This is a genomic window from Niallia sp. FSL W8-1348, from assembly GCF_038006745.1.
GTDB lineage: Bacteria > Bacillota > Bacilli > Bacillales > Cytobacillaceae > Niallia > Niallia alba.
Genome location: NZ_JBBOVV010000004.1, coordinates 252,959 through 277,951, shown reverse-complemented (window position 1 = coordinate 277,951; position 24,993 = coordinate 252,959). Strand labels below are relative to the sequence as shown.

The following is a 24,993-nucleotide window of genomic DNA, read 5'->3' as shown; positions in this document are numbered from 1 at the left end:
CTTCAATTACCACTATAGAGTATTACGTTACGTTAGAGTCAATAGAAAGAAGATACTTTATGAAAAGGGATTTTGTATTGAAATACTTATTTTTAAATGAAGAGCTTTTTTGTGAGCAATTATGAGGGTTTATAAGAATTCCACACTATTATCCGATTTACGATAAGATAAACATTATCTATTTATTTGGGGTTTTCCACACGATAATCCGAATACCCCTTATTTGAAACAATATGTTAAAAAGTTTGAACTACCTATTAAATTTCAAACAGTAGTAACAAGTATAACAAAACAAGAAGAGGAATTTGTAGTATGTACAAATAGAGATACGTACACGACACGTAATCTAGTTATTGCCACAGGTCCCTTTCAAACACCTATGATACCGTCATTCTCCAGTGATTTATCTAATGAGATTTATCAAGTGCATTCTTCTCAGTATAAAAATCCACAGCAGTTAAAGGATGGGAATGTCTTAGTTGTAGGCGGTGGAAATAGCGGTGCTCAAATAGCAGTTGAACTATCCGAAGAAAAAGAAACATACTTGGCACATAGTAATAAATTAGTATTCTTGCCATTAATTTTTAAACAAAAAAGCATTTTCTGGTGGTTTGATAAATTGGGAATTTTAAGTGCAAGTAAGAATTCTTTATTGGGAGGGTTCATCCAAAAAAAGGGTGATCCTATATTTGGATTCGAACTGAGAGATGCCATTAAACGAAATAAGGTGAAATTAAAAGAAAGAGTAATGGTTATAAATCGCGATAAAGTAATATTTAAAGATTTATCATCACTAGAAGTTAACAATATTATTTGGGCTACTGGTTTTACAAATTCATTACCTTGGCTGAACATAGATGATTTATACAATAAGGATGGAAAACTAATTCATCAACGAGGCGTTACCAATATTAAAGGTCTATATTTTATAGGTTTACCGTGGCAGCATAGACGTGGTTCTGCTTTACTTCAAGGAGTTGGATACGATGCAGAATATATAGTTGCAAAAATAAAATAGAAAAGTTGTTTAAGGGAAGAGGATGGACTTTACTTGTATAAGATAAAGTGGGTAGAGTCCTCAATAAAAAATAAATTAATTGACAAAGAAAATGTTTTTCAGATATCCTTTATATATGCATATCTGTTCATGTAAGAATATATTTATGTATAGGAAAAGAAGGTGGGGGAAGTGATGAGGAAAGAAGTTCTCTCTTTGTTATCGGATGAGAATATAAAAGGAGTTTCTCAACTATGCAAGGTGTTAACCAATCCAACAAGAATAAAAATCTTATCTTTAATTTACAAAAAGGACTTAACGGTTAACCAAATTTCCGATCGACTTAAAATGTCTAACTCAATGGTTTCTAACCAGATAAACTACTTGAAAAATATAAATTATATCGAGTGCAAAAAAGGTACAGAGAACTTTTATAGGCATGACGATGAGAAATTAATTGTTACCATTAATCGACTTTTAGAGCAATCTTGTTAAAAAGGTTGCTATTAAAATAAATAAAAAATATAAAGAAACCTGATAATCCCAGTGGACTATCAGGTTTCTTTATTAATTACTCATCGTTCTCAAATTTTTTATAAATGTATTGAGAAGGATCGATAGGGGTAAAGTTCTTAGGTGTATAAAATCTTAATAAATCACCATTAACCACTTGGTCTGAAAGGGATAGGATGTTAGCAACCTTTTTTTGAGTTTCAATGGCTTCTTCAATTTTATCAGCTTCTAATAACTCTCCTGTCTCCGAGTTATAAAAATTGTCATCAACTGAGGAAATGGTTGGGCTAACAAATTCACCGTTTCTAAAAGGTACAAGTTGATTATGTTCTTCTGACAGTAAGTCTGAACCAAATTGAATATACTCTTTTGTATCCATACCAAGAAGGTGTAGAAGAGTAGGCAATAAATCTATCTGACCCCCGTACTCTTCTTTAATTCCACCTTCTTGTCCAGGTACACGGATAAATAGTGGTACACGCTGCAAGCCAGCTGATTCAAATGGAGTTATTTTTTTCCCTATAACCTTTTCCATTGCTGAGTTATGGTTTTGGGAGATACCGTAATGATCCCCGTACATAATTATAATGGAATTATGGTATAGACCAGAATCCTTTAGGTAATCAAAGAAATTTTCAAGTGCTTCATCTGCATAGCGGGCAGTTTGAAAATAATCATCTACTGACTTATCACCTGTATTATTTGCTTGGATAGTAGTTTCTTCTTGATTTATGGAATAAGGATAGTGATTAGAAACAGATATAAATTTTGCGTAGAAAGGTTGTTTCAAAGAATTAAGCAATGGAATGGATTTATTAAAAAAGGGCTTGTCCATAATTCCATAATCAGTCATCTGTTCCTCGTTAATGCCACTATAATAGCTTTCATCAAAAAAGTTGTTATAACCTAATGATTTATACATCTCATTCCTGTTCCAAAAACTGCCTGCATTTCCGTGGAATACTGCTGAAGTATAGCCTTTCTGCCCTAGAATACCCGGTGCTGCTTGGTAGGTGTTCCCACTTTTCATGGTAAAGGCTGAACCACTAGGTAAGCCATATAGAGAATTTTCTACCATGAATTCTGCATCAGATGTTTTTCCTTGTGCAGTTTGATGGAAAAAATTTTTAAAATATAAAGTATTTTTTTCCTTCGTTAATGAGTTTAAAAATGGAGTAACTTCTTCTCCATTTAATTTGTAGTTAATAACAAAGTTTTGAATCGATTCTAAATGAAAGTAAATTACATTCATGCCTTTGCCAATACCATAATATTCTGTATTAGGTTTTGCATAATTTGATTTAGTATAATTTATTACTTCCGTCATTTCATCACTTGATGCCATGACCCTTTGGGCAGATGCTTTTGAACTCTGTATGCCATCATAAATAGTGTAGTTATATAACCCCAGATATTTTACAATGTAATTTCGATCGAATCCCCTTGTTAACAATTGTGGTCTGTCAACTTCAGCTAAAACGAGGTTTAAAATAGAAAAAATCATAGTAACTGTAAAAATACCTAGTTTAGTTCTTCTTCTAGGTTCTTTCATATCTATTTTAACTAACCGAAAGACTAGGAAAAGAATAAGAATTAATAAATCTAGAAAAAACAGAACATCATAAGGTTTTAATAATGATAATATACTACCACTTACATCTCCAAAATTTTGAGTTTGGGTTAATGTGGGCAAAGTAATAAAATCGTTGAAAAATCGGTAATAGAGAACATTTACAAAGAGTAACAAAGATAAAAATAGATACATGGAAATTAAGATTAAGTACTTCTTTTTAGCTTTAAATAACATTGAAATACCTAAAAAGAATAATGCTGAACCGAGTGGATTTAATAGTAATAAAAATTGCTGCATTAAGTTGGAAATTCCTAAGTCAAACTGAGTGAACTGGACCAGATACGTTTTTATCCAAAGAAAGAAAACTGATAAGAGATAGAAAAATAAAAAACTTATCTCTACTCTTGTTTCTTTTATAGAGGAGACCCTCATTTTTACACCACCTAATTTAAGAAATATTAATATTAAAAAATGTTTCAAGTAATTATAAGCTTTATCTAAACATGCTTACATGAACATATATAATTATAGAGTATAGAAACAAAAAATTATAGTAATAACCAAACTGTTATGGAATAAATTTCCTTCAATATTTTGTCACATTCCTATGATTTTTATTGTGTTAACATTATGAGAGTAGTGTAATCTAACTTAAAAGGTATAGTTAACACTAAAATGAATAATTGCGCATATGTTTTTATTTAAATATGCTTAAATGTTCATGTATGCATTATTCAGAAAGGAGAAATCAACTTTAATTTTACAAGGAAAGGAAAATAAATATGAAATTAAAAAAAATCTTATATTTTGCAACCTTACTTAGTCTTGTTGTTTTAACGGCATGTGAGCCCTTAATGGTTTTAGATCCAAAGGGACCGCAAGGTCGAATAACTGCAGATGTCATTAAAATTTCCATTTGGACAATGGCAATCGTAGTTATAGTAGTTTTGTCTTTATATTTTTATATGCTTTGGAAATATAAAGCTTCTAAACAATCCAAGGACTATGAACCACCTCATATCGAGGGAAGTATTAAATTAGAAATTATATGGACTGCTATTCCCATTCTGATAGTGGCATTCCTATCTTTTATAACCATTAAGTCAACCTATGAGGTAGAAAATGTACCTAAAGGATACAAGGAAGAGCCGTTAGTAATTTACGCTTCATCTTCCAACTGGAAGTGGCATTTTAGTTATCCAGAAGAAAATATAGAAACCGTTAATTATTTGTTCATTCCTACAGATCGCCCGATTCAGTTTAAGTTATATTCTTATGGCCCGATATCAAGCTTTTGGATACCGCAGCTAGGTGGGCAAAAGTACGCAATGGCAGATATGCTAAACACATTAAATTTAGCAGCCGATGTTCCTGGAGAATATATGGGACGTAACGCAAATTTTACTGGTGAAGGATTTGCTCAACAAACCTTTAATGTTCAAGCAATGTCAAAGGAAGAATATGAAAAGTGGATATCAGAAGTAAAGGATACTGCTGACACGCTAACAGAAGATAAATTTGAGGAGCTTTTAAATCCTGGACACTTAGGTCAGTTGACTTTCAATGGTACTCATTTAGGCTTTTCACCACCACCTCATGATATGAAAAAATCTACTAGCGAAGAGAAAAACGAAGACACAGAAAATACAAAAGATATGGACATGGAGGATATGGATATGGAAGGAATGGACCATTAATTATATATTCTTCAAATAAAATTATTTTTTCTTGAAAGGAGTACTATTACATGGATTTTTTTGATAGGTTTGCTGTTCCCAATCCTGGGCCAACAATCTATGCTTCAATGGTTGCTATAGTCCTTACCATGATAGGCATCCTAGTATTTATTACGTATACAAAGAAATGGGGATATCTATGGAGAGAGTGGCTTACAACTGTAGACCATAAAAGAATAGGGATTATGTATTTAATCTCCGCATTACTAATGCTCTTCCGTGGTGGAGCAGATGCCATTATGATGCGGGCACAAACAGCTGTTCCTGATAATAATTTATTGAATGCTCAGGAATATAATGAAGTATTTACTACACACGGTGTAGTTATGATTATATTTATGGCGATGGCTTTTATAATGGCACTTATGAACTTTGTTGTACCATTACAAATTGGCGCAAGAGATGTAGCCTTTCCTAGGCTCAATGCCGTTAGTTTCTGGTTATATTTCTTTGGAGCTATGTTATTTAACATATCTTTCGTTGTAGGGGGGTCTCCAGATGCAGGATGGTCTTCTTATTTTCCACTAGCGGGTACAGATTTTAGTAAGTCAGTAGGTACCAATTATTACATGATTGCTTTACAAATTTCTGGGATTGGTACATTGATAACAGGTATTAACTTTGTTACTACTATACTAAAAATGAGAGCTCCAGGAATGACTCTTATGAAAATGCCGATGTTTACTTGGTCAGCATTGATTACAAACTTAATTATTGTTTTTGCCTTTCCCATTTTAACAATAGCGTTAATTATGGGGACAATGGATAGACTTTTTGGTACTAACTTCTTCACAACCACTGATGGTGGGATGGATATGCTTTGGGCAAACCTATTCTGGGTTTGGGGACATCCTGAAGTATATATCCTCATATTACCAGCGTTCGGAATATACAGTGAAATAATACCAACATTCGCAAGAAGAAATCTATATGGTTATAAGTCAATGGTAATTTCCATAGTGGCTATATCTGTTCTGTCCTTTTTAGTTTGGGTTCATCACTTCTTCACTATGGGACAAGGCGCTTTGGTTAATAGTATTTTCTCTATCACAACTATGGCTATTGCTGTACCAACCGGTATCAAAATATTTAACTGGCTGTTTACGCTTAGAAAAGGGAAAATTGAATTTACAGTTCCTATGCTTTATTCTTTAGGATTTATTCCTATTTTCACAATTGGTGGGGTAACAGGAGTAATGCTTGGAATGGCCAGTGCTGACTATCAATACCACAATACCATGTTTTTAGTAGCTCACTTTCACTTAGTTATAATTCCTGGGGTTGTATTCGCAATGCTTGCTGGTCTTACTTATTGGTGGCCAAAGATGTTTGGATACATGCTAAACGAGAGAATTGGAAAATGGGCGTTCTGGTTTATTTCGATAAGTGTTTGTGTAGCCTTTTTCCCAATGTTCATATCAGGTTTAGATGGACAAGCTAGAAGAATGTACACTTACTCTGAGTCAACTGGTTTCGGTATCTGGAATATGATTTCCTTTATAGGAGCTCTAGGTCTTTTAGTAGGATTTGTTTTAATAGTTTACAATATTTTATACAGTTACAAAAATTCACCAAGAAATATTTCGTCAGATCCATGGGACGCTCGCTCGTTAGAGTGGGCAACTAAATCACCTGTACCAGAGTATAATTTTGCAATCACTCCGACAGTTGATTCAACCGAGGCCTTCTGGGATTCCAAGAAAAAGGGATACAAACTATTTAGAGGTAATATTGAAAAGATTCACATGCCAAATAATAGTGGCATGCCATTTATTTTTGGATTCCTATTTTTTATTTGGGGCTTTGCATTTGTATTCGCACTTTGGATACTTTTAATCCTAGCAACAGTAGCTATATTTATTTGTTTAGCATTGCGTTCCACTGAAAAAGACAATGGAAGGTATATCTCTAAGGAAACAGTAGAAAAAATTGAAGACTCGTTGGGAGGTCCAAAATAATGAAGATTGATAATTCATTGCCTCTTGAATATAGTACCCAACAAAATCGCTTAAACATTCTTGGTTTTTGGATATTCCTTGGTGCAGAAATAGCACTATTTGGAACGCTTTTTGCCTCGTATTTTACACTTGTAGATCGGACAGGAAGCGGGCCAACTGGTGCAGAAATATTTGAAATTACACCTGTTGTTATTGAGACAATATTGTTATTAGGAAGTAGTTTTACAATAGGATTAGCTATAAATGCGATGAGACTGAAGAAACAAAAAGCTATGCTTGCATTTTTTGCGGCAACTCTTGTACTTGGTTTAGCATTTTTAGGAGTGGAAATTTACGATTTTGTTGTCTACATTCATGAGGGAGCAACTTTACAAACTAGTGGCTTTACTGCAATCCTATTCACTCTTTTAGGAACGCATGGAGCTCACGTAGCGTTCGGTATTTTATGGGGTACATTAATCATACTACAAATAAAAAGAGATGGGATAAATGAAAGGACAGCCAATAAAGCATTTATTTTCTCTCTTTACTGGCACTTTATAGATGTTGTCTGGATATTCCTTTATAGTTTTGTATTCTTGAAAGGGATGATGTAAATATGAGTGAATTATTTCCTAAAAAACATGTTATGGGCTTTCTCTCTTCTTTAATACTTACCGCCATAGCATTGACTGTTTATTTTTTTGACCTTTCATTTGCTATGGGTTCTACCATACTGTTAATAACAGCTTTTATTCAGGCTTTGGTACAACTAGTAATTTTCATGCATGCAGGTGAATCAAAAGACAAAAAAGTCATATACACTAGTATATATTATGGTCTATTTATTGCGATTGTAACTGTTTTCGGAACACTGCTCGCTTTAATATGGGGATATTATTAAAAAAGAGTACTACTTTACTCTAACCCGTTCCATTTTATAAAATTTAACAACTTTTAGATCAATAATGATAAAAATACAAAAGGCATGGTTAATACCATGCCTTTTGTGTTTTAATTAAAAAATAATTATCTTTTACTTTATTGAACAAATATAATTATTGTTCATGTGTCCAAGTAACTGATTGACCAGTTTTAGGACATGATGGAAACTTGTCTCCTTGCTGTAGCACCACATGTTCGCCATCCGCATCTATATAATGTCCAGACTCCATAACAGTATCTCCTGTTTGATGAGTGTGACTAGCATGTGTCCAAGTTGTTTCCTTTCCTGTATTGGGGCAATTCGGAAAAGTATCTCCTTGAATTAGTTCCTGTTTTGCTCCGCCTGCATCTATATACTGGCCAGATTCTTTTACAGTTTCCCCTGAGTGATGATGATCAGTAAAGTGACTCATAATTCATACCTCCATTTTTAAAATTCACTACAGACGTTATTTTTTTCTGTTAGGTATTAAAATATACATTCAAAGATTTCATTTACCATGTAACTCTAGAGTTTTTGAGTTATAGTTTGAAAAATTTGGTACAATTTTTTTAATTTTTAATTTTTAATTTTGCTGTTAATTATATACTCCGCCTTTTTAATGTGAATATAATTTAGTTTTAATGTAATTATAATTGTTACTAAAGGGAGTTAATCTATACTATAGTTGGTTAATAACATTTAGAGCATCTAAAGAAGGGTGTTTGAAAAAATATGCTATAATAGTAAGAAATTATTACCAAGGAGTAAGAATTTATGGAACATTTAGGTGAAGATAAAGATTATAATGGTTCTACAACGGATTACTATAATAATAAATTAGATGAAGAAACTCTTTTTATCGTTTCTCAAACTTTCAAGGCTCTTTCTGAACCAACAAGGATTAAGATATTACATCTACTTTCAGATAAACCACACTCAGTAAACGAAATTGCTGAAAAGTTACAAATGCTGCAATCTACAGTTTCACATCAATTAAGTTTTTTGAAAAATCTTCGCCTTGTAAAATATAGAAGAGAAGGAACGACCATTATTTATTCATGTGATGATGAACATGTTATGAGTGTTTTAAATCAAATGATAGATCATGCCCAACATTAACAATTCCATAAAGGAATGTGTTATTCAATTTGAAGGATGGGGATTTTTCCTTCCCCATCTTCATCTAAGGATAAAATATAAATTGATATTGACACAAATGCAATTGTGTACATATAATTTATATATGATTATATGTATATCTGTTCATATATTTACAATTCGGAAATTGGGGTATATCTATATAGGAGGGGTACATCTATGGGAGAAGGAAAACATCAATTAAAAAGGGAATTTACCTTAGAAGGTTTAGATTGTGCAAATTGTGCCATGAAGATTGAGAGAGGTGTTTCTTCTATAAACGGGGTTAAAGAATGTAATGTTAATTTTGCAACCCAGACTATATCTTTGCAATACGATAAAGAGCAAGAGGTAGAGATATTAACGAAAGCAGAAAAAACAATTACTCGTCTAGAACCCCATGTTAAACTTTTAGAGAAACAAAAAAGGCAGAAGAAAAAAGCTCAATCACACTCAGGTGAACATACCCATGAACATGTCCATGATCATAATCATAATCATGATCACGACCACGGGCACTCACATGCTCATGGGCATACCCATGAACATGGAAGTAATGATCTAAAGAAAATGATTAGCAGGTTAATTATAGGAGGCATTATTTTTGGATTGGGTATCTTTGCTCCATTAAGCGGGACTTTAGAATTGGTAACATTCTTAATTGCTTATCTAATAGTGGGTGGAGATATTGTTCTTCGAGCTATAAAGAATATAACTAGAGGACAGGTGTTTGATGAACACTTTTTAATGGCTTTAGCAACTATTGGAGCTTTTGCGATTCAAGAGTATCCAGAAGGTGTAGCAGTAATGTTATTTTATCAAGTTGGTGAGTTATTCCAAAGTATCGCTGTTAATCGTTCTAGGAAATCAATTAGCAGTTTAATGGAGATTCGTCCTGACTATGCAAATATTAAAATAGGTTCAGAAATAAAAAAAGTCGACCCTGAGGAAGTTTCTATTGGGGACATTATTGTAATAAAACCTGGCGAAAGAGTGCCCTTAGATGGCGTGGTCTTAGAGGGTACATCTAGTGTCGATACGTCAGCGTTAACAGGGGAGTCAGTCCCTAGAGATATTGAAAGTGGTAATGATGTACTAAGCGGATTCATTAATAAAAATGGATTTTTAACTGTAAAAGTTACAAAAGAGTTTAGTGAATCCACCGTTTCTAAAATCTTAGAGTTAGTACAAAATGCAAGCAGTCGTAAAGCTCCAACAGAGAACTTTATTACGAAATTCGCTAGGTACTATACTCCGGTGGTTGTAATAATAGCTGTTTTATTAGCTGTAGTACCTCCGATATTAATGCCTAGTGCTACATTTTCCGAGTGGTTATATAGAGCGTTAATCTTTTTAGTTATTTCTTGTCCTTGTGCTTTAGTTGTCTCTATACCTTTAGGTTTCTTTGGCGGAATAGGCGCAGCTTCAAAAAAGGGTATCTTAGTAAAAGGAAGTAACTATTTAGAGGCTTTAAATGATGTGAAGTATGTGGTATTTGATAAGACTGGTACTTTAACTAAAGGTGTATTTGAGGTTGTTTCTATTCATCCGGCTAACGGGTTTACAGAAGCTGAAATAATAAAATATGCTGCTTACGCAGAAGCATATTCTAATCATCCAATAGCAGAATCCATTAAAAAGGCTTATGGGAAAGAAATACAGGATGACAGTATTAAAAGTTATAATGAAATACCAGGCCATGGAATTTCAGTCATAATGGACGGTAAAGAAATATTAGCTGGAAACCATAAACTAATGATGAAAGAGAATATAAAGTATCACAACTATAGTGAAATTGGTACGATTGTCTATGTAGCTTATGATAAGAATTTTATCGGATCTATTGTCATTTCGGATAAGATTAAAGAAGATTCTCCTGAGGCAATTCAATCATTAAAACAACAAGGGATTAAAAAGACAGTAATGCTAACTGGAGATGCAAAATCAGTTGGCGAGCAAGTTGGAAATATCCTTGGAATCGATGAGGTACATTCAGAACTTCTTCCTCAAAATAAAGTGGAAGAGATTGAAAAATTAGATGCTGCCAAGAATTCTAAAGATAAGATTTTGTTTGTTGGTGATGGGATAAACGATACACCTGTATTAGCTAGAGCAGATGTTGGTATGGCAATGGGTGGATTAGGATCAGATGCAGCAATTGAAGCTGCAGACATTGTAATAATGACTGATGAACCATCTAAAATAGCAACAGCAATAAAACTTGCTAAGCGGACTAGAAGTATTGTTTGGCAAAATATCATATTCGCACTAGGAGTAAAAGCGATCTTCTTATTACTTGGAGCTTTTGGAATTGCTACGATGTGGGAAGCAGTATTTTCAGATGTAGGTGTTACCTTACTTGCTGTTCTGAATGCAATGAGAATATTAAGAGTAAAAAACATTTAATCATTTGGCCTTTAGCCATGGATTATACAGAAGCGGATGTTGTAGTAAAGATTCTACTAAGGATGCAGCGAAAGTAGTAAGTGATTGTTGTCTCCGAAGTCTGAAGAAAAGGCTAGCTCATAAGTGATACAGGGCCAGCTTTAACCGTTATTTTAAATGCATTATGTTACTACGAATGAAAAGTAAAACTGTAAAACGAGATGTCTAATAACGACATCTCGTTTTTTGTGTTAATACTCTGACGTAATAATAGGGGTACCAATCGTTACTTTTACCTGATCCGCCGATTCATTAGTCAATCTGTATGCGATATGAAGGTTCATATATTGATTATCACCAAGAGGAAGTTTAGTTTCCAAACGTTTTGTATATGCAGATAGCGAAATAAAATTATCTTCATTAAGACTTTGTAATTCTTCTCCCGAAAAACTAACCAATAATTCGGATGCTTCTGTATACAAAGGTTGTTCTATATCTGTAGTTCCTTGAACCGTATAAAATGTAGAATAGTTCTCTATTTTTTGTTTATACATATTGAAAATTCTTGGCCATTTGCTTTCATTCCAATCACCTTTTACATCATAAGTAATACTTAAATTATATTTACCTTTTTGAGAATAAATAATGATTAAGATTTTCTCTTCCATTTCTAAATTGGAAGACTTTTTATTCCCTTCAATTTTATAATGATCTTTCTCAGCTTGTTTTTTAGACCAAGTATAATCTTTTTCCGTTCTCATGAAAGTGGAAATTGCTTGATCAAGATCTCTCATTTTAGTAAATTGTCCAATTGGTTCTTTTATATACATACTCCATGTAGTTACCTTTATATTGTTTTTATTAGCTATTTTTGTAATCTGACTTAACTCATTATCTGCATAAAAAGCTTTAGTTTCCTTGGTTGTAATAGTTACTAGTAGTAAAAGACATAATAAAATTAATATGGATTTTTTCATTTTTTTCAACTCCCCTTATAAAAAAGAATAGCCAACTAAAAGACAATTTATACTAGATTACTATTTTTAAAATTGAATAGTTAGGATTATTATCCATTTATAAATATTTTGATTAGTTGGCTTCTCATTTTGTTTGTTCTTTATTCAAATATTGACTTGAATAAAAAGATGAGTAAGGGGTATACTATATTCAAATGTATATTTGAATGAACGAGTATAGGGGGAAAGAAATGATTAAAAAGGATATATGTGAAATTTATTGTTATGACGAAGAAAAAGTCAATCGAATACAAGGAGATTTGAACAAGGTTGATTTCTCTAGTTTGTCCCAATTGTTAAAATCCATTGCTGATGAAAATAGAGCAAAGATTACCTATGCCTTGTGCCAAGATGAAGAATTATGCGTTTGTGATGTGGCTAATATTATTGGTGCAAGCGTTGCTAATGCTTCTCATCATTTAAGAACTCTTCATAAGCAAGGTATTGTTAACTATAGGAAGGAAGGGAAATTAGCGTTTTACTCCTTAGGTAATGAACATATTCGGCAAATAATGATGATTGCTCTAACTAATATTAATGAGGTGAAAGTAAATGTCTGATCAGCAAGGAAAACTATCCGAACAAGAAATGAAAGCATATCGTGTTCAAGGATTCACTTGTACGAACTGTGCAGCCAAATTTGAAAACAATGTTAAAAATCTTTCTGGAGTACAGGATGCAAAAGTAAATTTTGGAGCATCTAAGGTTTATGTTCAAGGAAACACAACCATTGAAGAATTAGAAAAAGCCGGAGCTTTTGAGAATCTAAAAATTCGTGATGAAAAAGAACAACAAGTGGAACGAGAACCCTTTTGGAAACAAAAAGAAAACATTAAAGTGTATATTTCCGCCATATTACTAGTTATAAGTTGGTTTATAGGAGAGCAATTTGGAGAAGAACATATTCTTACGAATATTGGCTATGCAGCATCTATTGTTATTGGAGGATATTCTTTATTCTTAAAAGGGCTAAAAAATCTTGTTCGGCTAAATTTTGATATGAATACACTGATGACCATTGCGATAATAGGTGCTGCTATTATTGGTGAATGGGGTGAAGGCGCAACAGTTGTTATTTTATTTGCAATTAGTGAAGCATTAGAGCGCTATTCAATGGATAAAGCACGTCAATCTATTGAATCACTAATGGATATCGCTCCAAAAGAAGCGTTAATTCGTCGTGGAAATGAAGAGATGATAATTCATGTAAATGATATACAAGTTGGAGACATCATGATTGTTAAGCCTGGACAAAAACTAGCGATGGATGGGACAGTTGTCAAAGGAACATCTACACTGAATCAGGCAGCCATTACAGGTGAAAGTGTTCCTGTGACAAAAACTATTGACGATGAGGTTTTTGCAGGAACATTAAATGAAGAAGGACTACTTGAAGTAAGAGTAACGAAACGAGTAGAAGACACGACATTATCTAAAATTATTCACCTTGTTGAAGAAGCACAAGCTGAACGAGCACCTTCTCAAGCGTTTGTTGATAAATTTGCCAAATACTATACACCTGCAATTGTTATTCTGGCAGTTTTAATAGCAGTAATTCCTCCGTTGTTTGGTGGTGATTGGAGTGAATGGATTTATCAAGGTTTGGCTGTACTAGTTGTCGGTTGTCCTTGTGCATTAGTTGTTTCTACTCCTGTTTCCATCGTAACTGCTATAGGGAATGCTGCAAAAAATGGCGTTCTAATAAAAGGTGGAATTCATTTAGAAGAAACAGGACACTTAAAAGCAATTGCATTTGATAAAACAGGAACTTTAACTAAAGGTGTTCCAGCTGTTACGGATTTAGTTACTTTTAACGGAAATAAAGAACAATTATTAAAAGTTACAGCAGCTATTGAAAAAGGTTCACAGCATCCCCTTGCTTCCGCCATTTTAAGAAAAGCAGAAGAAACAGGATTGAATATAAATGAAGTGATTGTAGAAGATTTTCAATCCATTACAGGTAAGGGTGTAAAAGCAAGAGTTAGTAATGAAATGTACTATGTTGGAAGCCCTAACCTATTCCAAGAATTACATGGCAAGATTGAAAGTTCCACTGAAGAACATATTACCCGTATGCAAACTGAGGGTAAAACTGTTATGGTTCTAGGAACAAATCAAGAGATCCTTTCATTAATTGCTGTAGCTGATGAAATTAGAGAATCTTCCAGAGAAGTAATAGACAAGTTAAACAAATACGGAATTGAAACAGTTATGCTAACTGGTGATAATGAAAGGACTGCGTTAGCCATTGGAAAACAAGTTGGTGTTTCGGATATTAAAGCTGATTTGCTTCCAGAGGATAAACTAAATTATATTAAAGAACTTCGTGGCAAACATCAAAGTGTTGCAATGGTTGGAGACGGTGTAAACGATGCGCCAGCACTAGCAGCTTCAACAGTAGGTGTGGCTATGGGAGGTGCTGGAACTGATACAGCACTAGAAACAGCAGATATTGCTCTAATGTCTGATGATTTAAGTAAATTACCGTATACGATTAAATTAAGCCGCAAAGCTTTAACCATTATCAAGCAAAACATTACTTTCTCTTTGGCTATAAAATTATTAGCTTTAGTCTTAGTAATTCCTGGCTGGTTAACATTATGGATAGCCATATTTGCTGATATGGGAGCAACCCTTTTGGTAACATTAAATAGTTTAAGGTTATTAAAGGTAAAGAATTAATAACTTTATTAGGTGGCATTCCTGTTTTTAGCAGGAATGCCTTTTTTTAACAAGGAACAAATCAAAAATATAAGCAAGGGTAGATACAGAGAAGCCCTTTATCATCTTCAATAGAATAAAAAACAAATATCCTAGGTCAGTTTTCTAAAAATGATGTATATGTTAGAAAACAAAGGAATTTCATAAAATATTTTATGAAGTCCAAACGGGGTTGCATTCCAATAATAAATAATAAAGTACCTAGTGAATAAGTTTGTGAAAAATAACACTTAAACAATAGGGGGCGTTAGTTAATTAAAAATCAAACAACTTTATTATCAAATTCGAAGATAAGAATAATTATAGTGATACAAAATTAACAACTTTAAATAATCCATCCTACAATATATCGTAGGATGGTTCTTGTTTTTTATGTCAAAAAAACGTATTTATTATCTCTATACAATTGGAGAAAAAGAAAATGAAAAATTCATTGTCAAAATTATCATTTCAACCTCACTTTTCTTAATAAAATTAAGAAAAAAATAAAGGATGATAATTTTGCTAATAAAAAAATCTAAAAATAATAAACACTCTCTTGTTTACAAAACATCTACCTTTTATACTGAGAAGCATCTAGTTAAACTTACTTATATAAATAAAATCACCTTTAATGCTGCTAATGGAAAAAAAACAATTGAAGTTTTATGGTCAAATATAAAAGAACTGCCGTTATCAAAAAATATCTCATAGGTTATCAAATAGAAGACTGAAAGAAAAATTTAAAGTTATTTCAAAAAAGTCGGGTAGAAATTTTTAATTGCGTTTAGTTATTAAAAGGGAACAAGAAAAAAATATAAAGAGAAAAATAGTAGGGATAGTAGTTATATTTATAAACGCGCAGCCTGAAGGTAGCGCGTTATTTTTTTTAAGGCTGATTTCGTATTATTAATAATATAATAATAAGTAGTAGTAGTTATCGTACTTGACGATAAGTTACTACTCGTTTGTTTTCCGTATTCTACTTTGCTACACTTAACCTAAAAAGCAGGTGATAGCATGTGTGGTCGCTTTACTTTATTTACTGACTTTGGAACAATTATTGACCGCTTTAATATCGACTCAGCAATTGAAGAATCCCTTTATAATCCAAATTATAATGTAGCTCCCTCTCAATCCGTACTTTCTGTGATTAATGATGGGGAAAAGAATCGTCTTGGATATTTACGTTGGGGATTGATTCCTCCCTGGTCTAAAGATATGAAAATCGGTTATAAAATGATTAACGCTCGTTCAGAAACAATTGCCGAAAAACCAAGTTTTCGAAATGCCTATAAAAAGAAACGCTGTTTAATCCTTGCTGATTCGTTCTATGAATGGAAACGTACAGATGAACGTAAAATTCCTATGCGTATTAAACTGAAAAATGATCAACCATTTGGTATGGCTGGTTTATGGGAATCTTGGAAATCCCCAGAAGGAGAAATGATATATTCTTGTTCTGTAATTACCACTCAACCAAATAAGTTAATGACTGAAATACATGATAGAATGCCAGTAATATTAAAACCTGAAGATGAACAATTCTGGCTAAATCCAACAAATACAGATACTAACTCGTTAAGTAAATTACTTGTTCCCTTTGACTTTGAACAAATGGAAGCTTTTGAAGTTTCAAGTGATGTTAATTCTCCAAAAAACAATTCACCTAGCTTAATTCAGCAAATTTGTTGATGAATTAACCAATTAGTAAAAATATGTCGCCATACATAAATAAAGAAAGTTGCGAAGCTTTAACTATTTCACTATATATTTTTGCTGAATTATACCTAGGTCTACGAAAAAAGGTGAAGTCATTTTGTTTATTTTCCAAACGAATGCTAATTAATCTATTAAAGATGAATACGCTTTTTTCTTTGAAGTCAAATTAATAAATGAAACTTCCGCTCATCTCTTTAATATAAATTCTATCGTAAGATTTAAATTAGTTACCTAAACCTAATATTGTTTTATATGTCTCCATCTTGTGGAGAAAAGATTCTTCACCACCTTCAAGATATTGCAATATATGTTTAGTTATCTTGGCATTGCCATGATATCCTTGAGCTTCAACCCACCCTTTTCCATTATTTGAAGCTAGGACAATAACTTGCTCTGCACCTGCATTAGTTACTATGCTGGGGTTATGAGTAACTATAATTACTTGCCTTTTGTTTTTTATTTTTTTTAAACTTTCAACTAAATTTTTATATATATATTGGCTATCCAAATTATCTTCCGGCTGATCGATAAGAAGTGGTGTATTATCGTTGGTATGTAGGCCAAAATTAAAAATAAATGTGAGAATTGCAGCGACTTTTTGTCCAAGAGATAAAGTTTCAATTGGAAGTAATAAAACTCCTTGTGATTTAGTGGATTCTTTAGAATTAATATTAAAATAAATATCAAAATCATCTTTAGCAGCAAAATACTTTCTTAGACATGCATCAATATTATTTTGATTTATAAATAATCCTTTAATTATTTCTCTATAAATTGAGTTTAAATTTTGACCTGTAATTGCTTCGTAACCTTCATTTACATCGTATAAAGACTTGTTAGCATTACTTTTCATAACACTAGATAAGCTAACTATCGCTTCTAACTTACTGAATCTTTGCCAAAGTAGTAATTCAAGAAAATCTAAAAAATCAATTTTTTCTATGATTTGGTATAGATATCTTTCAACATCTCCCCAGGTTAATAACAAACCTTTTATATGACGTTCTCTATTTATATTAAATAGTAGCTCTTCTAAGAAATCATGTTGTGGTTTATTACCGTGACCATAGTATATTTGCAAAATTTTTTTATTATTTTCATTAAAGCTGCTTATTTTTTCTGATACTATCTTTTTTCGTTCATTCATAGAAATCTTTAAAGAAGGTATTTGTTCTTTTAAATATTTTCTGTATTCCTATTAGTATTTCGAAGCTCCATAAGAAAAGAATCTATTTCATCAAACCTTATACCGTCGAAAATAACCTCTTTTACAAAGTCACCAATCTCACCTTTTTCTATTCTATGTACAATATTATTTATAGAATAGCTTTGGCGAAAAACATTATTTAAGATATCATTCTTGAGATATCCAGTTACTGGTCCAATTTGCTCACCGCTAATCTTATATAAATCTATCCAGTGATCTGCTAAAATTAATTTATGCATATCATTTCTTTCTTCCTTAAATGCCTTTTCTAAGAAAAATTCAGAAGTATAATACTCCTTGTGGGGGTCTAGCTGTGAAATAAATTTTAGCATATAGTCATCGTTATTATAGGTAAACTCAATTTCTATAACTCTATGTTCTGCGAGAAACTTAAGCTGTTGCTGATTAGCAGATGTACGTGAAAAAATAGTATCTATTAAATTTAGTAATGTAGACTTTCCAGTACCTCTGCCACCAATAATACAATTCAAATCTTTTGAAAAATCTACATAGAAACCGTTATCACCAATACTTATATTCCCTAAAAAACCCTTATCAGAGGGTTTTACATGGATATTTTTAATGAATTTATCAGTTACTTGTGGTTTCTCAGTGTAAATAGAAAACTTATAATCAGTTAATGCTTTTCTAAAACTGTTGAAAGATAATTCGTTTATCTTAATCCATGTATTTCTTATACCTATATCTTCTAGATAGTGAGAATCACCTTCATATATTATACAGAAGTCTTCTTTTCTTTTGTTTGAGTATTGTAAAATTTTTTTTTCAAACAGGTTATCTATATTATTTAAACTTGTAAATCCTAAAAGATGACTAGTAGCAAAGAGTTCCTTTTTATATAAACCAGTACCTAAGAAATCAGAAGAGTTAATGTGGGCTATATAACCTATTCCACCAATCTTTTGAATTTTTTTAATAATAGTTAGGCTAGTATCTATTGTTCCATCTACAGTAGAGTAAATATGGTTATTTACTAACTTCTGTACTTCAGAAATGCTACTTTCATCAAATATTCCTACTACATGGTTTTTATCAGAACAGGATATTTCTAACCCTAACAGTAAGAAAATTGATTTCCGGTATGTTGCACTTGATTTTATTCTTGTTTTAAAATACTCATTTAAGGCAAATTTGAGTTTATCATATCCTCCGATTGTGTTGTGATCTGTAATCACAACTAATTGAATGTTTTCACTATATAATTTATGTGCAATTAACATGTAGGTTAGATACTCTTTAAAGTTTTCATAGGGTATGTTCTTTTCTTCAAGTAACTTATAGTATCCATTACCCTCAAAATTTCCTTTTGTTATTTGTTCTGAAAAAGTTTGTATTTGTTCCTTATTAAATAATAATTCCCTTTCGCATATCTCTAAGATATCTTCAACTTCTAATTCTTTATACGTTTTTCCTTTGGTGAGTTTATAATCATGGGAAGCAGGAGTATGTAAGTGTATTTCACATTTTTGCAATGTACCAAATTTAGTTTTATTTTTTTTAAATTCATTAACTAGTGTATTCAATGAATTGACCTCCTTGCTGGTATATTCAATTATAAAAAGTACTAATTATGGAGATCAACATTATAGAAGCCATTCCGAGTACTTTCTATAGCAAATGTCAATGCTCCTATAAAATATTATAATTTTTAAAACACTCTCATTTGTAATTAATGGTAATTATATCAATAATTTTCTTAGTAGAGAAATGTTTTTTATAATAAACCACCACTCAATTTCTTCTGACAAGTAGTAGTGTTAATCAATGTAATCCCCTGAAATTTGGAGCGGATGTTAGCGAATCTAAATATTTTTAAACTTCTTCTCATTTGTAATAGGTGAAACAAAGAATTCAGATTTTTGATATAATTACCAATATCCTAATTAGATAAGGAAAACTACTTAAATCAGAATTGGAGAAAGAACAATATGAAATTTTCAAAGATAGGTTGGTCTCTTGTTACAGCAGCTGCAACGATAATTATTGGCTATGGTGCAAAGAAGGGGAAAATTCCTTTTATTTCATCTAAGATAGTTGACCTATCTAAAGTTGCTTCTGATACAGTACTTAATGAAGAGAAATCGTTTGGTGGCCTTAAAGAGAGCACGCTCAATGAGATAGCAACAAATACTTATAAAGGTGTGAAAGCATTTATTGACGACAGTGAATTAGTGTTCAAGTTTAGATCTAATTCGAATAAAATGATTTTAGAGTCGAAATTTAAAATAGATGCTGCTGGAAAGTTAGTTATGACTTTTGTATCTGGAAATTATGGAAACCATCCTACAGCACCATTGTTTTTTAAAGATAATTTAGTTGAAGCAATGAATAAAGCCAATAGAACTTTGTAAAAGATTATAGATATGGAATTTATGACTGTGAAGTACCTTCAAGTATAAGATAGTATATTTCACTTTTTTGATAACTTCTGAAACTATTGAAAATAATAGGATAAAAAGTTAAACTTAAATCAGATTATTTTTCTATTTTGGATTTTTCTTTTACTTAGTAAATGTAGAGCCTTTGGGTTCAGTTTTAATAGCAGCTGTGCTATTAACTGTCCTGAAGGCTTTTTTTTATGAAAAAAGTAAACGACAAAAAAGAAAATTAATAGAAATGAAACAAAATACTCACTAGGAGGGAAAGGTTTTGACGACGACTAAATTATTTGATTCTAATGTCTGTAGGAGGATTACATATGTATAAAATCACATGCTTTTGTCCTCTAGAACCTACAAAGTTAGAAAGCTTATTAAAGGGTATAGGATTTTCAAGTAAAAAAAGATGGATTGGAATGGTATTTTGAAGATATAGTTTTTCGTATTGAACCATTTAAAGGACATTCTAATCAAAGAGAAAAGGGATATAGAGTGTATTTTAATGGTAATAATACTATGAGCTTTGCTTATATGTTTGACCTTTCATTAGGAACTTTAAATACTACAATTACCTGTATTGAGTATATGTTAAGTGAGGAAGGGAAAAACTCTAATGATTGGCTATCACTTTTAGATAATAATCCATCTATAATTACTATTGACACAAGGGGTTTCTATCAAAAAAACAGTATAAATATAATTGTTACTAATAATACTGTAGTGTTCCAATTGAGAAGTAAAAAGAATACAAGCTTAAAATTAATAAGCGGGTTAAAAAGGATCGAAGAATTGGTTGAATATATTATTCCAACCACTTACGATCTTTTTTCATTTGAGGAGGAATTAGCATAATGGTTGATTTTTATACTAGTAAACATTTCTATCAAATTCGTGAAAATATATTATTGATTGACGGAAAAATAGAAGAAAAGGGCAATATTTCTGTATATCATCTTATAAAAGATGAACCCGCTTTTATTAAAATATCTCAAAAAGGCAATATACCAAAAATAATAAAAACAGAAGATGTATTATTCGTTGATAATTCATCAGAAATTTATCATGGCCAAAAAACAATTAAGAAACATTTTCTCGTGTCGGTTCTACTTAAATTTAATGAGCAAGAAAGATATATAACTACAGATATTTTGGCTGCTAATGAGGACCATGCAAAGAGAATTATCAAGGTAAACTATAGTATGTTTCATATTTTAAATATAAATGTTAAGAATGTGAACATTGTTAGGTTATTCAATAATATCCAATAAGGAAAAGGGAGAAACCACTATTACTATTATCACTAGTAGTGGTTTCTTAATGAAAAAGATTTAATTGACATACTTAATAAACGTGGATGGGATTATATAATCGAAAAAAAAGGAAACATTAGATTTATTTTAGAGAATCAAGAAATTATATGTTCTAAAGTGGACACAGAAGGCATTAAAAAAATCATACTTGATATTATAAACTGGTAAACTAGCAGGATTGCATTAGAGGGGAGAAAATCCTTTTAGAACAATTATTATAGATTTTAGATAAGAAACCTTTCTCTTATAACAGAAGCGCAAATAACAGCTATTTTGTAAGTTAGAGAGTATCTAGAACACATCCTTGACACTAAATCTATATTGGAGGAAATAAGATGTTATTAAAACATGTAGAATTAGAAGATATTGAAAATAATGATGGTTGGACTAATAAAGTTGACATTTATGGTTATGAAAATAAGGTATGGGTAATGGCTCATGGTTTTTTTAAAGAATACCCTACTAGGGATTTTGAGAATACAAAAAATAAAATTGATAGTATTATTGCTAAATTAAAAGAGGTGTCTTTTAAAATAATTTATATCAAACAATATTAGTACTAAACAAAGGGTATGGATAATATAATTTATCTATACTCTTTATTATATATAAATTATCTAGCTTTCTAGTTTTAATATTTTAACTTATTTTTAATAGTTTTAGATGTTTTAATATTTTATCGTAGCTTTAAACCCTTGGTACTAATAGGTTAATAGTAGACAATTATAGCAAAATTGGGATAAAATATAACATTTTTAGGATGAAATATAGCAATTTTGGGACGAAATATAGCAAATTTAGGGTGAAAATGTAACATTTTTGGGATAAAATATAACATTTTTAGGATATGTAGTTACCTTAGTTTTATAGTTTTAATATTTTAGGTATCTGATGAACCCTTGATATATCTGTGTTTAATGATAGTAAATATATCATATTTGGGATAAAAAATAACGTTTTTGGGATAAAGTATAACAATTTTGGGATCAAATGAACAAATGATATTTAAGCACGTTACATTTAGTTGATAATTTAAAGACATCTTTTATAAATTGCATTTCTTAAATTACTCGAGTCCACAGGATCTTTAAAATCATAATGATATGCATATATTTTTTATTAAAAAATATATTTAATACGCTCTTAAAAATTACTACTAAAAAACATCCCAAATATGTTATCTTTTTTCAGATTTTGAATTATAACATATTTGGGATGTTTTTTCTTTTAATAATTGAACTATAAAATTTTTGGGATGCAGTGTCTTTTGAAAAAGGAACTATAACATATTTGGGATAGTGTTATCTTTGGATAAGTGAACTATAACATATTTGGGAATGTTATCAATGGAATGAGTGAACTATAACATATCTGGGGTAGGGTCATCTATGGAAAAAGCGAAACTATAACATATTTGGGATAATGTTATCAATGGAATGAGTGAACTATAACATATCTGGGGTAGGGTCATCTATGGAAAAAGCGAAACTATAACATATTTGGGATAATGTTATCTATGGAAAAAGCGGAACTATAACATATTTGGGATAGTGTTATCTATGGAAAAAGCGGAACTATAACATATTTGGGATAGTGTTATCTATGAAAAAAGCGGAACTATAACATATTTGGGATAGTGTTATCTATGGAAAAAGCGGAACTATAACATATTTGGGATAGTGTTATCTATGAAAAAAGCGGAACTATAACATATTTGGGATGTGTTATCTACGGAATAAGTGAACTATAACATATTTGGGATAGTGTTATCTATGAAAAAAGCGGAACTATAACATATTTGGGATAGTGTTATCTATGAAAAAAGCGGAACTATAACATATTTGGGATAATGTTATCTATGAAAAAAGTGGAACTATAACATATTTGGGATAATGTTATCTATGAAAAAAGTGGAACTATAACATATTTGGGATAATGTTATCTATGAAAAAAGTGGAACTATAACATATTTGGGATAGTGTTATCTATGAAAAAAGCAGAACTATGACATATTTGGGGTAGGCAAGTTTAAGATATTACCAATTAGAATATTCTGAAATATAACAGTTAATAATCTTTTGTTATATTTCACTTTCTTTTCTCTGAAAATAATGTCATAATTTGTTTAAGATTACAAACTTGTTAGTAGGTGATAGTTTGATAGAAACAAAGCAAGTTGAATTTAAAGTAAATGATCTAATCATCCAGTCTAATGATTTAATAGAGGCTTATTATGATAATGAATTAACCACTTTAGAGCATAAGTTTATTCGATATGTTGCTAGTAAAATTAAGAAAAATGATTCCCAATTTCCAGACTACACAATTACTGTTAAAGAATTTGCAGAAGTCATGAATGTTAAAGGAAATAATTATCATAGTCAGGTAAAAGAGTTAGCTGATGATCTAACAAGAAAAAGAATAAAGATTCGCTCGTCTAATGATAAAATGGGATGGTTTCCATGGTTTAGCGCTATTATATATGATAATGGTACTGTTCATGTTTCTTTTAATCCAATAATTAAAGATTATTTAATTAGCTTAGACAGTAGATTTACAGGATATTCATTTGATGATATAAAAAAATTAAAAAGTGGATATACAGTGAGAGTTTATGAACTGTTAAAACAGTATGAGAAAATTGGAAAAAGAACAATAGAGCTAGATGAACTTAAAAGGATGATTGGAGTAGGGGATAAGTATCCTGTATACGGGAATTTCAAACAACGAATATTAAATGTTGCAAAAAAAGAATTAGAAGCAACTGGAGAATTATACTTTTCTTTTAAAGAAGTCAAACAAGGTAGAAAAACAGTAGCAATAGATTTTAATATTCATAAAAAAAGTCCTAAACAACAGACTCCTCTTTCAAAAGAAGCACAAGAATTTATTGAATCAGTAAAGAAATCTCTATATATTCATGGTATCGCTATTTCTGATAAGAAAATTCTATCCTGGAAAAAGTATGGAATAGAATTAATTTTAGAAGTTTTGGAAGAAATAAAGCATAGAGACATTGAAAATTATGAGAATTACATATCAAAAGTGTTAAAAAGTAAGTATGAAAATAAAGATGTTGATCCTGATATAGGAAAAGAGGAAAATACTAGCAAAGAAGTAATAGATGATATAAATGAAATAGATGAATCTCTATTAAATCTTGCTCGTCAAAACATCGTTGCAAAATATGCGCCTGGTAAGGAATTAATTCCAGATTATTTTCTAGAAAAAGAAGTAATTCCATTTTTCATGAAGTTCATGAACGTTAGTGAAAAAGTTGCAAGTGAATTATGGGAAAAATATAAAACAATTATTATGTATCAAATTAAAACCAAAAAAGATGAACAATTACAGAAACGATATAATAGATAACATAACAAAAAATAACTCAATGGGACTACCCCAAATATGAAGGTAAATCAAAGTTACCTAA

General features: G+C 31.1%; 20 protein-coding genes and 1 pseudogene. 16 read left to right on the top strand and 5 right to left on the bottom strand.

Annotated elements, in window-relative coordinates; all coding sequences use genetic code 11:
* Positions 1-190 precede the first annotated feature (190 nt).
* Positions 191-1,018, top strand: a pseudogene (locus NST60_RS26370) (flavin-containing monooxygenase); the annotation flags it as partial.
* 174 nt (positions 1,019-1,192) lie between these two features.
* Positions 1,193-1,492, top strand: a complete 300-nt coding sequence (locus tag NST60_RS26365) for an ArsR/SmtB family transcription factor (protein WP_016205120.1) — start codon at positions 1,193-1,195, stop codon at positions 1,490-1,492.
* 76 nt (positions 1,493-1,568) lie between these two features.
* Here the strand turns inward: NST60_RS26365 and NST60_RS26360 are convergent, their stop codons facing one another.
* Complete coding sequence (locus NST60_RS26360) at positions 1,569-3,515, bottom strand: LTA synthase family protein (protein WP_341100976.1); 1,947 nt, start codon at positions 3,513-3,515, stop codon at positions 1,569-1,571.
* Positions 3,516-3,865: 350 nt separating this feature from the next.
* Between NST60_RS26360 and qoxA the strand changes: the two genes are divergently transcribed.
* The 4 genes from qoxA to qoxD are packed head-to-tail and all read left to right on the top strand — an operon-like array spanning position 3,866 to position 7,660.
* The gene (qoxA, locus tag NST60_RS26355; protein ID WP_152112368.1) at positions 3,866-4,780 is read left to right on the top strand and encodes a cytochrome aa3 quinol oxidase subunit II; all 915 of its coding nucleotides are present in this window, start codon (positions 3,866-3,868) and stop codon (positions 4,778-4,780) included.
* A 50-nt stretch (positions 4,781-4,830) separates the two neighbouring features.
* Positions 4,831-6,777, top strand: a complete 1,947-nt coding sequence (qoxB, locus tag NST60_RS26350) for a cytochrome aa3 quinol oxidase subunit I (RefSeq protein WP_016205117.1) — start codon at positions 4,831-4,833, stop codon at positions 6,775-6,777.
* Entirely contained in the window at positions 6,777-7,373 is a 597-nt protein-coding gene (gene qoxC, locus NST60_RS26345) for a cytochrome aa3 quinol oxidase subunit III (protein WP_016205116.1), read from the top strand. The genes qoxB and qoxC overlap by 1 nt, the downstream gene beginning before the upstream one ends.
* 2 nt (positions 7,374-7,375) lie before the next feature.
* Positions 7,376-7,660: a cytochrome aa3 quinol oxidase subunit IV gene (gene qoxD / locus NST60_RS26340; protein ID WP_016205115.1), complete on the top strand. Its 285-nt coding sequence runs from the start codon at positions 7,376-7,378 to the stop codon at positions 7,658-7,660.
* A gap of 154 nt (positions 7,661-7,814) precedes the next feature.
* Here qoxD and NST60_RS26335 read toward each other — a convergent pair whose 3' ends face one another.
* On the bottom strand, positions 7,815-8,114 hold the full coding sequence (locus tag NST60_RS26335; RefSeq protein ID WP_016205114.1) for a hypothetical protein: 300 nt from the start codon (positions 8,112-8,114) through the stop codon (positions 7,815-7,817).
* Between the two features lie 344 nt (positions 8,115-8,458).
* Here NST60_RS26335 and NST60_RS26330 point away from each other — a divergent pair, with 344 nt between their 5' ends.
* Together NST60_RS26330 and NST60_RS26325 are read left to right on the top strand one after the other, a co-directional pair.
* Positions 8,459-8,803: an ArsR/SmtB family transcription factor gene (locus NST60_RS26330; RefSeq protein WP_016205113.1), complete on the top strand. Its 345-nt coding sequence runs from the start codon at positions 8,459-8,461 to the stop codon at positions 8,801-8,803.
* Between the two features lie 198 nt (positions 8,804-9,001).
* Complete coding sequence (locus NST60_RS26325) at positions 9,002-11,227, top strand: heavy metal translocating P-type ATPase (protein WP_016205112.1); 2,226 nt, start codon at positions 9,002-9,004, stop codon at positions 11,225-11,227.
* A 230-nt stretch (positions 11,228-11,457) separates the two neighbouring features.
* Here the strand turns inward: NST60_RS26325 and NST60_RS26320 are convergent, their stop codons facing one another.
* The gene (locus NST60_RS26320) at positions 11,458-12,183 is read right to left on the bottom strand and encodes a YwmB family TATA-box binding protein (protein WP_016205111.1); all 726 of its coding nucleotides are present in this window, start codon (positions 12,181-12,183) and stop codon (positions 11,458-11,460) included.
* Between the two features lie 230 nt (positions 12,184-12,413).
* Between NST60_RS26320 and NST60_RS26315 the strand changes: the two genes are divergently transcribed.
* From NST60_RS26315 to NST60_RS26305, 3 genes are all read left to right on the top strand, one after another.
* Positions 12,414-12,782 carry an ArsR/SmtB family transcription factor gene (locus tag NST60_RS26315; RefSeq protein WP_016205110.1) on the top strand — a complete coding sequence of 123 codons (369 nt, stop codon included), beginning with the start codon at positions 12,414-12,416 and terminating at the stop codon, positions 12,780-12,782.
* A complete protein-coding gene (locus NST60_RS26310; protein WP_152112369.1) occupies positions 12,775-14,904 on the top strand; it encodes a heavy metal translocating P-type ATPase in 2,130 nt (709 codons plus the stop codon). The genes NST60_RS26315 and NST60_RS26310 overlap by 8 nt, the downstream gene beginning before the upstream one ends.
* 1,038 nt (positions 14,905-15,942) lie before the next feature.
* On the top strand, positions 15,943-16,617 hold the full coding sequence (locus NST60_RS26305) for an SOS response-associated peptidase (RefSeq protein ID WP_016205108.1): 675 nt from the start codon (positions 15,943-15,945) through the stop codon (positions 16,615-16,617).
* Between the two features lie 250 nt (positions 16,618-16,867).
* Here NST60_RS26305 and NST60_RS26300 read toward each other — a convergent pair whose 3' ends face one another.
* Both NST60_RS26300 and NST60_RS26295 read right to left on the bottom strand, forming a co-directional pair.
* The gene (locus tag NST60_RS26300; protein ID WP_152112370.1) at positions 16,868-17,791 is read right to left on the bottom strand and encodes an AAA family ATPase; all 924 of its coding nucleotides are present in this window, start codon (positions 17,789-17,791) and stop codon (positions 16,868-16,870) included.
* Positions 17,792-17,820: 29 nt separating this feature from the next.
* A complete protein-coding gene (locus NST60_RS26295) occupies positions 17,821-19,395 on the bottom strand; it encodes a Spaf_1101 family AAA-like ATPase (protein WP_152112371.1) in 1,575 nt (524 codons plus the stop codon).
* 405 nt (positions 19,396-19,800) lie between these two features.
* On the opposite strand from NST60_RS26295, the gene NST60_RS26290 reads away from it, so the two are divergent.
* The 5 genes from NST60_RS26290 to NST60_RS26270 all read left to right on the top strand — a co-directional run bounded on the left by NST60_RS26290 (position 19,801) and on the right by NST60_RS26270 (position 24,932).
* The gene (locus NST60_RS26290) at positions 19,801-20,223 is read left to right on the top strand and encodes a hypothetical protein (RefSeq protein WP_016205248.1); all 423 of its coding nucleotides are present in this window, start codon (positions 19,801-19,803) and stop codon (positions 20,221-20,223) included.
* A 438-nt stretch (positions 20,224-20,661) separates the two neighbouring features.
* Positions 20,662-21,102, top strand: a complete 441-nt coding sequence (locus NST60_RS26285) for a hypothetical protein (protein WP_016205247.1) — start codon at positions 20,662-20,664, stop codon at positions 21,100-21,102.
* The gene (locus tag NST60_RS26280; protein WP_341100952.1) at positions 21,102-21,518 is read left to right on the top strand and encodes a hypothetical protein; all 417 of its coding nucleotides are present in this window, start codon (positions 21,102-21,104) and stop codon (positions 21,516-21,518) included. Before NST60_RS26285 ends, NST60_RS26280 begins: the two co-directional genes overlap by 1 nt.
* 377 nt (positions 21,519-21,895) lie before the next feature.
* Entirely contained in the window at positions 21,896-22,117 is a 222-nt protein-coding gene (locus NST60_RS26275) for a hypothetical protein (protein WP_016205245.1), read from the top strand.
* 1,600 nt (positions 22,118-23,717) lie between these two features.
* Positions 23,718-24,932, top strand: coding sequence for a replication initiation protein (locus NST60_RS26270; RefSeq protein ID WP_016205244.1), 1,215 nt, complete (start codon positions 23,718-23,720; stop codon positions 24,930-24,932).
* Positions 24,933-24,993 lie beyond the last annotated feature (61 nt).

What these genes read in the sequence shown, in the direction of transcription:
- NST60_RS26365 (WP_016205120.1), top strand. Translation starts at nt 1,193, where the DNA reads ATGAGGAAAGAAGTTCTCTCTTTGTTATCGGATGAGAATATAAAAGGA.
- NST60_RS26360 (WP_341100976.1), bottom strand. Translation starts at nt 3,515, where the DNA reads ATGAGGGTCTCCTCTATAAAAGAAACAAGAGTAGAGATAAGTTTTTTA.
- qoxA (WP_152112368.1), top strand. Translation starts at nt 3,866, where the DNA reads ATGAAATTAAAAAAAATCTTATATTTTGCAACCTTACTTAGTCTTGTT.
- qoxB (WP_016205117.1), top strand. Translation starts at nt 4,831, where the DNA reads ATGGATTTTTTTGATAGGTTTGCTGTTCCCAATCCTGGGCCAACAATC.
- qoxC (WP_016205116.1), top strand. Translation starts at nt 6,777, where the DNA reads ATGAAGATTGATAATTCATTGCCTCTTGAATATAGTACCCAACAAAAT.
- qoxD (WP_016205115.1), top strand. Translation starts at nt 7,376, where the DNA reads ATGAGTGAATTATTTCCTAAAAAACATGTTATGGGCTTTCTCTCTTCT.
- NST60_RS26335 (WP_016205114.1), bottom strand. Translation starts at nt 8,114, where the DNA reads ATGAGTCACTTTACTGATCATCATCACTCAGGGGAAACTGTAAAAGAA.
- NST60_RS26330 (WP_016205113.1), top strand. Translation starts at nt 8,459, where the DNA reads ATGGAACATTTAGGTGAAGATAAAGATTATAATGGTTCTACAACGGAT.
- NST60_RS26325 (WP_016205112.1), top strand. Translation starts at nt 9,002, where the DNA reads ATGGGAGAAGGAAAACATCAATTAAAAAGGGAATTTACCTTAGAAGGT.
- NST60_RS26320 (WP_016205111.1), bottom strand. Translation starts at nt 12,183, where the DNA reads ATGAAAAAATCCATATTAATTTTATTATGTCTTTTACTACTAGTAACT.
- NST60_RS26315 (WP_016205110.1), top strand. Translation starts at nt 12,414, where the DNA reads ATGATTAAAAAGGATATATGTGAAATTTATTGTTATGACGAAGAAAAA.
- NST60_RS26310 (WP_152112369.1), top strand. Translation starts at nt 12,775, where the DNA reads ATGTCTGATCAGCAAGGAAAACTATCCGAACAAGAAATGAAAGCATAT.
- NST60_RS26305 (WP_016205108.1), top strand. Translation starts at nt 15,943, where the DNA reads ATGTGTGGTCGCTTTACTTTATTTACTGACTTTGGAACAATTATTGAC.
- NST60_RS26300 (WP_152112370.1), bottom strand. Translation starts at nt 17,791, where the DNA reads ATGAATGAACGAAAAAAGATAGTATCAGAAAAAATAAGCAGCTTTAAT.
- NST60_RS26290 (WP_016205248.1), top strand. Translation starts at nt 19,801, where the DNA reads ATGAAATTTTCAAAGATAGGTTGGTCTCTTGTTACAGCAGCTGCAACG.
- NST60_RS26280 (WP_341100952.1), top strand. Translation starts at nt 21,102, where the DNA reads ATGGTTGATTTTTATACTAGTAAACATTTCTATCAAATTCGTGAAAAT.
- NST60_RS26275 (WP_016205245.1), top strand. Translation starts at nt 21,896, where the DNA reads ATGTTATTAAAACATGTAGAATTAGAAGATATTGAAAATAATGATGGT.